Source organism: Nonomuraea fastidiosa (assembly GCF_042751225.1).
Classification (GTDB): Bacteria; Actinomycetota; Actinomycetes; order Streptosporangiales; family Streptosporangiaceae; genus Nonomuraea; species Nonomuraea fastidiosa.
Window position 1 is genome coordinate 8307291 of the sequence record NZ_CP170570.1, and the last position, 13595, is coordinate 8320885.

The following is a 13595-nucleotide window of genomic DNA, read 5'->3' on the forward strand; positions in this document are numbered from 1 at the left end:
TTCAGGACGTTGCGTCCGAGCCGCCCAGCTCGCTGTCCAGCACCGCGAACAGCTCCTCGTCGGAAGCCGACGCGAGGTCCGCCACCCGGCCGGGCGCGGCGCCGTTGCCGCCGGCGCGGCCGTGCGCCTCCCGCCAGCGGCGGGCCAGCGCCTCCAGCCGGGCCGCGACGGCCTCCACGTCGGCGGGCTCGGGCGGGGCGTCGGCGATCGGCTCGGCCATGGTGGCCTCCAGCCGCTCGATCTCGTCGAGTACGGCGCGCGCCGGATCGGCGTGCTCCGGGTCGAGCTCTTCCAGGAGGAACTCGACCAGCGCCTCAGGGTTCGGGTAGTCGAAGATCAGCGTCGCCGGGAGCCGCATCCCCGCGGCGGCGCCGAGCCGGTTGCGCAGCTCGACCGCGGTCAGCGAGTCGAAGCCCAGCTCGGCGAAGGCGCGGTCGGGGCCGATCGCCTCGACGCCGGAGTGCCCGAGCACCGCGGCGACGTGCGAGCGGACCAGGTCGAGGAGGATGCGGCGCTGCTCGGCGGGCAGCAGCCCCGACAGCCGGTCGGTCAGCGACTCCTCCGCCGCCGGAGTGTCGGCCGCCGCGCGGCGTCGCGACCGCGCGGTCACCAGCTCGCGCAGCACGGGCGGGACGGGCCCGGCGGACAGCGCGTCGGCGTCCACGTCCGCGGCGAGCACCACCGGGGCGTCACCGGAGACAGCGGCGTCGAAGCGGCGCAGGCCGGACTCGGTGTCGAGCTCGCGCAGCCCGCTCGCGGACAGCCGGGCGGACTCGCCGGCGCCCACGTGGGCGGTCATGGCGCTGCGCTCGGCCCACAGGCCCCAGGCCAGCGAGTGGCCGGGCAGGCCGAGGTTGCGCCGGTGCTGGGCGAGCGCGTCCAGGAAGGCGTTGCCCGCGGCGTAGTTGCCCTGTCCCGGCGATCCGAGCAGGCCGGCCGCCGAGGAGAACATGACGAACAGCGCGAGGTCGTCGTCCCTGGTCAGGTCGTGCAGGTGCCAGGCGCTGTCGGCCTTGGGGCGCAGCACCTTCGCGAGCCGGTCGGGGGTGAGCGAGGCGATCGTGGCGTCGTCGAGCACGCCGGCGGCGTGCACCACGCCGGTCAGCGGATGCTCGGCGGGGATGCCGTCGAGCAGCGCGGCGAGCGCGTCGCGGTCGGACACGTCGCATGCCGCCACGCGGACGGACGCGCCCAGCCCGGCCAGCTCGTCGCGGAGGGCGGCGGCTCCGGGGGCGTCGGCGCCGCGCCGGGTGACCAGCAGCAGGTGCCGGGCGCCGTACCGGGTCACCAGGTGGCGGGCGACGTGCCCGGCGATGACGCCGGTGCCGCCGGTGATCAGCACGGTGCCGTCCGGGTCGGGGTCGCGCGGCACGGCCAGTGCGAGCTTGCCGACGTGGCGGGCCTGCTGGAGGTGCCGGAAGGCGTCTCTGGCGCGCCGGGCGTCCCAGACGGTGACGGGTGCGGAGCGCAGCACGCCCTCCTCGTAGAGGCGCACGACCTCGGCGAGGATCTCCTGGACGCGTTCCGGGGTGCCCTCCGGATGCTCGGTGCGGGACTGGGCGACCATGTCGTACGCCCGGTAGACGACGCCCGGGTGGGCGGCGGCCACCTCGTCCGCCTGCCGGATGTCGGTCTTGCCCATCTCCAGGAAGTGGCCGCCGCGCGGCAGCAGCTCCAGCGAGGCGTCCACGAACTCCCTGGCCAGCGAGTTGAGCACGACGTCCATGCCCTTCCCGCCGGTGACGGCGAGGAACTTGTCGCGGAAGCCTAGGTCCCTGGAGGAGGCCAGGTGGTCGTCGTCGAGGCCGAGCGCGCGCAGCACCGGCCACTTGGCGGGCGATGCGGTCGCGAAGACCTCCGCGCCCAGGTGCTGGGCGAGCTGGATCGCGGCCAGGCCGACGCCGCCGGCGCCCGCGTGCACCAGCACCCGGTCGCCCGCGCTCACCCCGGCCAGGTCCACCAGGCCGTAGTAGGCGGTGAGGTTGACGATCGGCAGCACCGCGGCCGACGTGAACGACCAGCCGCGCGGCATCGGGACGAGCAGCCGCCTGTCGGTGATCGCCACGCTGCCCGCGCCGCCGTCCACCAGGCCGGTCACCCGGTCGCCCGGCCGCAGGTCGGTGACGGCGGAGCCGACCTCCAGCACCACGCCCGCGGCCTCGCCGATCAGGCCGTCGTCCTCCTCGGTGATCATGCCGAGGGCGACGACCAGGTCGTGGAAGTTGATGCCGGCGACGCGGGGCGCCAGCCGTACCTCGGTGGGGCGCAGCGGGCGCAGCGCCTCGGGTGCCGGCAGCAGCGCGAGGTTGGACAGCGTGCCCTTGCCGGTGGTGGCCAGCCGCCACGGCCCGGACGGCGGGACGAGCGCGTCGGTGTCGCGCACCAGGCGCGGCACGTGCACCGTCCCTGCGCGTACGGCCAGCTCCGGCTCGCCCGCGTCGATCGCGGTGCGGATCGCCGCCCACGGCAGGTCCTCGCCGTCGGCGTCGAGCAGGACGATGCGGTCGGGGTGCTCGGCCTGGGCGGCGCGCACCAGGCCGACGGCCGCCGCGTGTGCGGGATCGACGTCCTCGCCCGGGACGACCGCCGCCGCGCGGCGCACGATCACGACCAGCCGGGCGCCGTCCTGTTGCTCGGCGGCGAGCCATGTGCGCAGCGCGTCGAGGGTGGCCCGGGTCGCGGCGTGCGCGGCGGCTGCCGGGTCCTCGCCGGAGTCTCGCGGCACGTGGAACGTCTCGATGCCCGGGGTCTGCGGGGCCGCCGCTTCGGCGGCCTGCGCCGCCTGGGGCAGCGGCGTCCAGGTGAGCCGGGGCAGCGCGACGTGCACCGCCGCGCCCGCCAGCTCGCCGTCGGTGATCGGCCGCACCACCATGGCGTCCACCGAGGCCATCGGGGCGCCCGTGGAGTCGGCCAGCTCGATGGTGTAGCGGTCCGGGGCCGAGCCGTCGGCGGCGCGCAGCCGTACCCGCGCCGTGGTGGCGCCGGTGGTGTGCAGGCGCACGCCGCGCCAGGTGAACGGGAGCTTGGGCGCGCCGGAGCCGTCGCCGTCGATGAGCCCGGCGGCGTGCAGGGCGGCGTCCAGCAGGGCCGGGTGGATGCCGAACCGGTCCGCGTCACCGGCTGCCTGCTCGGGCAGGGCGACCTCGGCGTAGACGTCGTCGCCGCTGCGCCAGGCACGGCGCAGCCCGCGGAAGGCGGGGCCGTAGCCGTAGCCGCCGGCGGCCATGGCCTCGTACAGGTCGCTGACGTCCACCGGCCGGGCGTCCGCCGGGGGCCAGGCCGGGCCGGTCCCCTGCGGGGCGGGGGCTTCGCCCGCCGTCTTGGCCAGGCTGCCGGTGGCGTGCCTGGTCCATACGGGGGTCTCCGCGTCGGGCGCGTCCGGGGCGGCGTACACGGAGATCTGCCGGTGGCCGTCCTCGGCGGCGCCGACCACCACGCGTACGCGGGTCGCGCCGTCGTCGGGCAGCACGAGCGGACGTTCCAGGATCAGTTCTTCCAGTACGTCGCAGCCGGCGCGGTCGGCGGCGTGCAGCGCCATCTCGACCAGCGCCGCGCCGGGCACCATGATCCGCTCGGCCACGCGGTGGTCGGCGAGCCACGGCTGGCCCGCGGCGGACAGCCGGCCGGAGAAGACCAGCCCGTCGCCGTCCGGCTCGTCCAGCACCGCGGCGAGCAGCGGGTGGCCGGCGGGGTCGAGGCCGGCGGCGCTGAGCCCGGCGGGTCCGCCGAGCGTGCTCGGCTTCCAGTACTTGTCGTGCTGGAAGGGGTAGGTGGGCAGGTCGACGCGCGGCGCGGCGGGCAGGACCTTCGACCAGTCCACCTGTGCTCCGCGCAGCCACGCCTCGGCCAGCGCCGTGGTGAACCTGCCGCCCTCGTCGCGGCGCAGCGTGCCGAGCGCGGCGACGTCCACGCCGTCGGCGGCGGCGGTCTCCTCGATCGCGGGAGTGAGCATCGGGTGGGGGCTCATCTCCAGGAAGAGCCGGCGTCCGCGGGCCAGCAGCGCCCGGGTGGTCTCGGCGAACCGTACGGTCCTGCGCAGGTTCGTGTACCAGTACTCGGCGTCGAGCCCGGTCGTGTCCAGCTCGGCCGCCTCCACGGTGGAGTAGAACGGCACCGCGGCGGCCTGCGGGCGCAGCCCGGCGAGGTCGCGCAGCAGCGGCTCGCGCAGCACCTCCACCTGCGCGCCGTGGGAGGCGTAGTCCACGGCCAGCCGCTTGACGCGGGTGCCGTCGGCGCGCAGCCGGGCCTCCAGGGCGTCCAGCGCGTCGGAGTCGCCGGCCAGCACCACCGATCCCGGGCCGTTCACCACGGCCACGGAGATCGCGTCGCCGTGGTCGGCGAGCAGCTCGGGCATGCGTTCCGCGGGCAGCGCCACGGACATCATGCCGCCGTTCAGGCCGGACAGGCGCTCGGCGACCGCGCGGGAGCGCAGCACCACCACCCGCGCGCCGTCGGCGAGGGACAGCGCCCCGGCCACGCAGGCGGCGGCGATCTCGCCCTGGGAGTGGCCGACCACGGCGGCCGGTTCGACTCCGGCGGCGCGCCAGGTCTCGGCCAGCGCGACCATGACCGCCCAGAGCACCGGCTGGACCACGTCGACGCGTTCGAGCAGTTCGGCGTCGCCGAGCGCGTCGCGCACCCGCCAGTCCACCAGCCGCTCGATCTCGGCGGCGCAGCGGTCGAGGGCGGCGGCGAACGCGGGCGAGGAGTCCAGCAGCTCGAGCGCCATGCCGGGCCACTGGCCGCCCTGCCCGGGGAAGACGAACACCGGCTGGTCCGCGCCCTCGTGCACCTGGCCCCGGACGAGCCCCGCGTCCTGCTCCCCTGCGGCCAGCGCGCGCAGCCCGGCCAGCGCGGCCTCGCGGGAGTCGCCCAGTACGGCGGCACGCTTGGGCAGACCGGCCCTGCGGGTCAGCTCGGCGGCGATCTCGGGGAGTCCGGTCTCGTCGTGCTCGGTCATGAAGGCGGCGAGCCGGTCGGCCTGGGCGCGCAGCGCGGGCTCGGTCTTGGCCGAGACCAGCACCGGCAGCACGGCGCTGCCCGCATCCACGATCGTCGGGCCTGCCTCCGCCGGGGCGTCCTCGGCGGGCGGCTCCTCGATGATGACGTGGGCGTTCGTGCCGGAGATGCCGAAGGAGGACACGCCCGCGCGGCGCGGCCGATCGGCCTGCTTGGGCCAGGGCTTCGGCTCGGTGAGCAGCTCCACCGCTCCGGCGGACCAGTCCACCTTCGACGACGGGGCGTCCACGTGCAGGGTCTTGGGCAGCAGCTCGTGCTGCATGGCCAGGATCATCTTGATCACACCGGCCACGCCGGCGGCCGCCTGCGTGTGGCCCAGGTTCGACTTCACCGAGCCCAGCCACAACGGCTCCTTGCGGTCCTGGCCGTAGGTCGCCAGCAGCGCTTGGGCCTCGATCGGGTCGCCCAGGGAGGTGCCGGTGCCGTGGCCTTCGACCACGTCCACCTGGTCAGGGCCGATCCCCGCCGACGCGAGCGCCTGCGCGATCACCCGCTCCTGCGAAGGCCCGTTGGGGGCGGTGATGCCGTTGGAGGCGCCGTCCTGGTTGACGGCACTGCCGCGTACGACGGCCAGGACCCGATGCCCGCGGCGGCGGGCATCCGACAGCCGCTCGACCACCAGCACGCCGACGCCCTCGCCCCAGCCGACGCCGTCGGCGCCCTCGGAGAACGCCTTGCACCGGCCGTCGGCGGCCAGGCCGCGCTGCCGGGAGAACTCGATGAACGCCCCCGGCGTGGACATCACGGTCACGCCACCGGCGAGGGCCAGGTCGCACTCGCCGCGCCGCAGCGCGTCCGCGGCCAGGTGCAAAGCCACCAGCGAGGACGAGCAGGCGGTGTCCACGCTGATCGCGGGACCGCGCAGGCCGAGCGTGTAGGAGACGCGCCCGGAGACCGTCGCGCCGCCCGCGCCCGCGGGCACGTAGTCGTGGTACATCACGCCGGCGAACACCCCGGCGCTGGTCTCGCGCAGCGACGTCGGGTCGATACCGGCCCGCTCCAGTGCGGTCCAGCTGACCTCCAGGAACTGCCGTTCCTGCGGGTCCATCTCGGCCGCCTCGCGGGGGCTGATGCCGAAGAAGTCCGGGTCGAACTCGGCGGCGCCGTGCAGGAAGGCGGCCTGCCGCGTGTACGAGGTGCCCTCGTGCTCGGGGTCGGGGTGGAACAGCGAGCCGAGGTCCCAGCCGCGGTCGGCGGGGAAGTCGCCCACCGCGTCGACGCCCTCGGTCACCAGCCGCCAGAAGTCCTCCGGCGTCTGCACGCCGCCCGGGTACCGGCAGGCGAGCCCGACGATCACGATCGGGTCGGTCCCGGCCGGGGCCGCCGCCGCAGCCGGTGCCTGCGCGGGCTCCGGCTTGCCGCCGAACCGGTCGGCCAGGAAACCGGCCAGCGCGGTCACCGTCGGGTGGTCGAAGACGAGGGTCGCCGGGAGCGCCATGCCGACCCTGCGGCCCAGCCTGTTGCGCAGCTCCACGCCGGACAGCGAGTCGAAGCCCAGCTCCTGGAAGGCCCGGTCAACCGGCACCGCGTCGGGCGAGCCGTAGCCGAGCACGCCGGCGGCCTCCGCGCGTACCACGCCGAGCAGCAGCTCGCGCCGCTCGGCCGGGGACATCGCGCCGAGCCGGTCGGCCAGCGAGCCGGGTCCCGCCGCGGCGGCGCGGGCGGGGCGGCGGCCGGCGAGCGCGCGCAGCACCGCGGGCGGTTCCGTGTCGCGGCCGCGCAGCGCGGCCAGGTCCAGGCGGCAGGCGACCGGCGCGGGATGTCCGGCGGCGAGCGCCGCGTCGAACAGCGCGAGCCCCTCCTCGGCGGTGAGCGGGCGCATGCCGGAGGCGGCGAGGCGGGCGGTCTGGCGGTCGTCCAGCCGGCCGGCCATGCCGCTCTCCGCCTCCCACGCGCCCCAGGCGATCGAGATCGCCGGGAGCCCGGCGGCGGCGCGCTCGGCGGCGAGCGCGTCCAGGGCGGCGTTGGCGGCGGCATAGTTGCCCTGTCCCGCCGCGTCCATGAGCCCGGTCGTCGAGGAGAACAGCACGAATGCGCGCAGGTCCAGGTCGCGGGTCAGCTCGTGGAGGTGCCATGCGCCGTCCACCTTGGGCTGCAGCACGCGCGCCAGGCGCTCGTCGTCGAGGGTCGGGATGGTGCCGTCGGCCAGCACGCCCGCCGCGTGCACCACGGCCGCGAGCGGCTGCCGCCGCGCGGTTTCGTCCAGGAGGGCCGCGAGCGCGGCGCGGTCGGCCACGTCGCAGGCGGCCACCGTCACCTCAGCGCCGAGCCCGGCGAGCTCGTCGCGCAGCTCGGCCGCGCCGGGCGCGTCGAGGCCGCGGCGGCTGGTCAGCACCAGGTGCCGTACGCCGTGCTCGGTGACCAGGTGCCTGGCCAGCAGCGCGCCCAGGCCGCCGGTGCCGCCGGTGATCAGTGTGGCGCCCTCGGCGGGCCATGCGGCGGCGCCGTTCTCCGGTGCGCGGCGGGTGAGCCTGGGGATGTGCGGCTTTCCCGCGCGTACGGCGATCTCCGGCTCTCCCGCGCGCAGCGCGGCGGCCGTGGCCGAGTCGATGACGGAGCGGTCCTGGTCCTGCTCGGGGTCCAAATCGATCAGGACGATGCGCCCCTGGCTCTCCTCCCTGGCGGCCCTGGCCAGTCCCCAGACCGCCGCCTGCGCCATGTCCGGGGCAGCGCCGCCGATGGCGACCGCTCCCCTGGTCACGATCACGAGGGTGTCGTCGGTTGACGGGTCGGTGGCCAGCCAGCGCCGTACGCGCTCCAGCGTGGCCGCCATGGTGCGGCGTACCCGCTCGGGCGCGGAGGTGGCGGTGCGGGTGTCGTCCCAGGCCAGATGGACCTCGGCGTCCCGTGCCGCCGGGTCGCCGTCCTGCGTGGCCAGCGGGCGCCATTCCACCTCGTACAGGGGTAGCGCCGCCGCTCCGCCCGCCGGGAGGGAGTCGGCGAGCGGGCGGGATTCGAGCGACGTCACGGTGGCCAGGGGGCCACCCGTCGCGTCGGCGAGGTCCAGCCGTACGGCTCCCGCGCCGTCGGCGGGGCGCAGCCGTACCCGTGCCGCGGCGGCGCCGGTGGCGTGCAGCTCGACGCCGCGCCATGCGAAGGGGACCACCGGCCGCCCGTTCTCGCTCGCCTTCTCGTCCGTTTCGGGCAGCAGGCCCACGCGCAGCGCGGCGTCGAGCAGCGCGGGGTGCGCGTCGTAGCCGGTGGCGTCCACGCCTTCGGGCAGCGCCACCTCGGCGTAGAACTCCTCGCCCTTGCGCCAGGCGGCGCGCAGCGCGCGGAACGTGGGGCCGTATTCGTAGCCGCGCTCGGCCAGCCGGTCGTCGAGCCCGTCGATGTCCACGGCCACCGCGCCGGGGGGCGGCCACGCGGTGAGGTCGGCGCCTTCCGCAGCGGCGGGGGCGAGGGTGCCCTGCGCGTGCCGGATCCAGCCCTCCCCGTCGGCGGAGTGGATCTCCACGGTACGGCGGCCGTCGTCGTCCGGGGCGGCGACCGCGACCTGGACGGCCACGCCGCCCGCGTCCTCCCCGGTGGGGATGACCAGCGGGGTCTCCAGGACGAGCTCGTCCAGCCTGCTGCAGTCCACCTCGTCGCCGGCGCGGAGCGCCAGCTCCACGAAGCCCGTGCCCGGGAAGATCACGGTGCCGTTCATCGTGTGGTCGGCCAGCCACGGCTGAGTACGCGGGGACAGCTGCCCGGTGAGGGTGACGGCCCCGTCCGGGTGGGTCACGGCGGCGGCGAGCAGCGCATGCTCGACGGGCGACTGCCCGGCCGCCGACACGTCGCCCGACTTGTGAGCTTCGAGCCAGAACCGACGCCGCTGGAACGGGTACGTGGGCAGCGCGACGGGACTTGGCGGGGTCTCGCGGTCGGCGAACCAGCCGGCCCAGTCCACGCTCACGCCACCGGCCCAGGCCGCGCCGAGCGCTTCGGCGAAGTAGGCCACCTCGTCGCGGCCGCGGCGCAGCAGCGCCACCACCGGGGCATCGTGACCGGCGAGGGTCTGTTCGATCATGGGGGCGAGCTGGGCGTCGGGACCCGCCTCCAGGAAGTGGGTGACGCCGCGCCGCCGCATCACCTCGACGCCGTCGGCGAACCGCACCGGACGGCGCACATGCTCCACCCAGTAAGAAGGCTCGGTGACCTCCTCACCCGCCAGCTCGCCGGAGACGTTCGAGACCACGGCGAGCTCCGGACGACGCAACGTCAGCCCGGCGACGACCTGCTCGAACTCGGCCAGCATGGGCTCCATCAACGGCGAGTGGAACGCATGCGACACCCGCAGCGGCCGCGTACGGAACCCCTGCTCGCGCGCCCACGCGACCACCTCATCGACCTGAGCGGCGGCACCGGAGACCACGACCGCGCCCGGCGCGTTCACCGCAGCGATGGCCACCTGATCGTAACGAGCCAGCACGGAGGCGATCTCGTCCTCACCGCAGCCGATCGCGGCCATCGCACCACCGGACGGCAACGCCTGCATCAACCGCCCACGGGCGGCCACCAGACGGCACGCATCCGCCAGATCCAGCACCCCGGCGACGTGCGCGGCGGTGATCTCACCCAGCGAGTGCCCGGCCACGAAGTCCGGCCGCACACCGAACGACTCCAGCAGCCGGAACAGCGCCGTCTCGAAAGCGAACAGCCCGGCCTGCGCGAACACCGTCTGATCCAGCACCCCGTCAGGGGCCGAATCGCCGAGGATGATGTCGCGCACGCTCAGCCCACCGGCCAGCCCGGCTACGACATCCGCTGCGGCGAGTTCGGCTTGCAGCAGCTCGCAGGCTTCGTCGAAGGCGCGCGCGAACACGCCGAAGCGCTCGTACAGTCCGCGGCCCATGCCGGGCCGCTGCGCGCCCTGCCCGGAGAACACCAGGCCGAGCCGCCCGCTCCTGGCCTCTCCGACTGTGACGCCGGGCGGGGTCTCGCCGGCGGCCAGGCCGCGCAGCGCGGCGATCAGGCCGTCCTTGTCGTGGGCCACCAGGGCGGCGCGGTGGGCGAGCGCCGCGCGGCGGGTCAGCGTCCAGGTCACGCCGGGCAGGTCGGCGTCGGCGCCGTCACCGGTGAGGAACCCGGCGAGCCGTTCCGCCTGGGCGCGCAGCGCGGCCTCGGACTTGGCCGACACCACGATCGGCAGCGCCGGGGAGCCCTCGGCAGGCGAGGGCTCCGTGGTCTCCTCGGGGGCCTCTTCGAGGATGACGTGGGCGTTGGTGCCGCTGACCCCGAACGCGGAGACGGCGGCCCTGCGCGGGTGCCCGGCGCGCGTCCACGGCCGGGGCTCGGTGAGCAGCTCCACGTTGCCGGCCGACCAGTCGACCTCGTGGCTGGGGGCGTCCACGTGCAGTGTCTTCGGGAGCGTGCCGTGCCGCATGGCCAGCACCATCTTGATGACGCCTGCCGCGCCGGAGGCCGCCTGGGCGTGTCCGATGTTGGACTTGACCGAGCCGAGCCACAGGGGCCGGTCGCGGCCCTGCCCGTACGTGGCGAGGAGCGCCTGCGCCTCGATGGGGTCGCCCAGCCTGGTGCCGGATCCGTGGCCTTCGACGACGTCCACGTCCGACGGCGACAGTCCGGCCGCCGACAGCGCGGCGCCGATCACCCGCTCCTGGGAGGGGCCGTTCGGCGCGGTCAGGCCGCTGCTCGCGCCGTCCTGGTTGACGGCCGAGCCGCGGATGACGGCGAGCACGGGGTGGCCGTTGCGCTGGGCGTCGGAGAGGCGTTCGAGCAGCAGCAGGCCGACGCCCTCGCCCCAGCCGACCCCGTCGGCCGCGGCGGCGAAGGACTTGCAGCGGCCGTCGGGCGAGAGCACGCCCTGGCGGCCGGAGTCGACGAACAGCTCGGTGGTGGACAGCACGGTGGCACCGCCGGCCAGGGCCAGCTCGCACTCGCCGCCGCGCAGCGCCTGCGCCGCCAGGTGGAGGGCCACCAGCGACGAGGAGCAGGCGGTGTCCACGGTGACCGCGGGTCCTTCGAAGCCGTACAGGTAGGAGATGCGCCCGGAGGCGACGCTGCGGTGGCTGCCGTGCGCGATGAAGCCCTGGACGCCGCGGGGTATCCGGTCGCTGCGTGAGCCGTAGTCGCCGTACATGACGCCGACGAACACGCCGGTACGGCTGCCGCGCAGCGCCGTCGGGTCGATGCCCGCGCGCTCGACCGCCTCCCACGTGGTCTCCAGCAGCAGCCGCTGCTGCGGGTCCATGGCGGTGGCCTCGTTGGGGCTGATGCCGAAGAACTCCGGTTCGAAGCCGGCCACGTCGCGCAGGAAGCCGCCCTCGCGGGTGTAGGTCTTGCCCGGTTTGCCGCGCTCCGGGTCGTAGATGGCGTCGATGTCCCAGCCGCGGTCGGCGGGCATGGGGGTGACGGCGTCGACCTCGTCGGTGATGAGCCGCCACAGGTCCTCGGGCGTGGTGACCCCGCCTGGGTAGCGGCAGGCCATGCCGACGATCGCGATCGGCACGGCGCCGTCCGGGCCGGCGCCCAGTTCGCGCAGGCGGTCCTCGGCCGCGCGCAACCGCCGCCGGGATTCCCGCAGATCCGCCGTCGCTCTTTTCAGGTAATTGACAAGTCTCTCTTCGTTGTCCATTACCAACCTAGGAATATGAGGAGCGTTGAGCTCACCGGGCTTGTACGTTCTGACCCTTTCGGTGCCGCCACCAAACTACGAAAAGTTCGGAGCCGCACTAACCCCTATGCGCCCCCTAAGACCAATTAATTGTGGGGGCTCAGGAGTTCGCCGGCGCGTTCGGCGAGCGCCTTTCTGTCGACCTTGCGGTTGGCGTTGAGCGGCAGTTCTCCGAGGTGGTGATATCGCTTGGGGACCATGCCGTGCGGCAGTGTCCGGCGCAGCCTGTTGGCGAGCTCGACGGGGGGTCGCGGCTCGCCGGTGTAGAAGACCACCAGCTCCGTTCCGGCGGGGCCGTCCACCCCTACCGCGGCGGCCTCGGCGACGCCGTCTCCTGCGGCCAGCAGCGCGTGCTCGATCTCGGCCAGTTCGACCCGCCAGCCCTGCACCTGGACCTGGGCGTCGCGTCTGCCCAGGTAGGCGAGCTCGTCGCCGGGAAGGCGCCGTACGCGGTCGCCGGTGCGGTAGAAGGTGTGGCCGTCGTGCTGGAGGAAGCGGCCCTCGCCGTCGCGCGGGTCGAGGTATCCGGGGGTGAGCTGGGGTCCTGCGACGCACAGCTCGCCTTCCTCCTCGTCGGTCACCTCGCCGTCCTCGGTGACGAGCAGCACCTGGTGTCCCGGGTGCACGGCGCCGATCGGCACGACGCCGTTGACCGCGAGCTTGGCCGACTCATCGGACCAGCGGTGGCCCGCGATGGTGACGGTCAGCTCGGTGGGGCCGTACAGGTTCTCCACGGTGGCGTGCGGCGCGGCCGTGATCCAGTCTTCGACGTCCTGGCAGCGCAGCGCCTCTCCGGCGAAGAAGCTCCACCGCAGGCCGGGCAGCGCGCCGGGGCGCAGGGCGCCGAGCCGGCGGGCCAGGCTGATGCCGCTGGGCGTGGAGAACCAGACGGTGACCTGGTGGTCGTCCAGGAAGGCGGGCAGGTCGGCGTGGCCGCGGGGCGGCACGGGCACGGCGGGTGCGCCCGCGCCCCAGGCGCAGAACAGGTCGAAGATGGCGCAGTCGAAGGTCAGGTCGAAGGTCTGCGAGAAGGCGTCGCCGGGGGTGAAGTCGTAGCGTTCGTCCAGCACGCCGAAGTAGTGGGTCAGGTTGGCGTGGGTGAGCGTCACGCCCTTGGGCCTGCCGGTGGAGCCCGAGGTGAACAGGATGTACGCGGGCGCGTCGGGCGGCGCCGCGACCGGTTGCGCGAGGGCGTGCGCGGCCGAGATCGCGACGCTGCCTTCGCCGCCGCCCTCGGGCAGCAGCACGGAGCCGTAGAAGCCGCGTTCGCGCAGCTCAGGCAGCAGGCGCGCGCCGCGCTCGTCGGCGATCACGGCGGTGACGCCGGCCGCCGACATCATCCGCGCCGTCCTGTCGGGCGGGAAGCCGACGTGCAGCGGCACCACCGTGGTCCCGGCGTACAGGGTCGCGAGCAGCCCGGCGTAGGCGGTGGTGCCCTTCTCGGCGAGCACCCCCACCGGTCCGGTGACGCCGGCGTGGAGCAGCGACCCGGCCCACAGCAGGGCGAGCTCGTGCAGCTCCTCGAAGGTGACCATGCGGCCGCCGAGGCGGAGCGCGGCTCCTTGCGGCGCGGCGGCGAGACCGTTCAGAAATCGCCCGTGCAGGTTCCGCTGAATTTCTTCGCCCATTTTCTTTTCCCCAGCGCGAGAATATGAGGCATAATGCGAGCCATGTGGGATGAAAAGTTCGAGGAGTTGCTGCGGCACCGACTTCCCTTGCTGTCTTCCGACGACGAGCTCACCGCGGACACCAACCTCCGGGAATTCGGATTGGATTCCATGGGCGCGGTGGAACTGCTGAGCGCGCTGGAAGCCGATTACTCCGTGCAGTTCGACGAGCAGGCACTTGTTCTTGACACCTTCGCCACCCCCGGGGCGTTGTGGACGGCGCTCAGCTCGGCCCGTCCCGTCTCCTGACCCCGCGATCAACCGGCCGCCGAGCCCCGTTCAGCGACCGC

3 protein-coding genes are annotated in these 13595 nt (G+C 74.8%); 1 reads left to right on the forward strand and 2 read right to left on the reverse strand.

From position 1 onward, the window contains the following. Position 1 precedes the first annotated feature (1 nt). Together ACFMQL_RS38355 and ACFMQL_RS38360 are read right to left on the reverse strand one after the other, a co-directional pair. A complete protein-coding gene (locus ACFMQL_RS38355) occupies positions 2–11599 on the reverse strand; it encodes an SDR family NAD(P)-dependent oxidoreductase (protein WP_378789689.1) in 11598 nt (3865 codons plus the stop codon). Between the two features lie 125 nt (positions 11600–11724). After that, entirely contained in the window at positions 11725–13266 is a 1542-nt protein-coding gene (locus tag ACFMQL_RS38360; protein ID WP_378789691.1) for an AMP-binding protein, read from the reverse strand. A 42-nt stretch (positions 13267–13308) separates the two neighbouring features. Between ACFMQL_RS38360 and ACFMQL_RS38365 the strand changes: the two genes are divergently transcribed. Beyond that, a complete protein-coding gene (locus ACFMQL_RS38365) occupies positions 13309–13554 on the forward strand; it encodes an acyl carrier protein (protein WP_364067723.1) in 246 nt (81 codons plus the stop codon). Positions 13555–13595 lie beyond the last annotated feature (41 nt).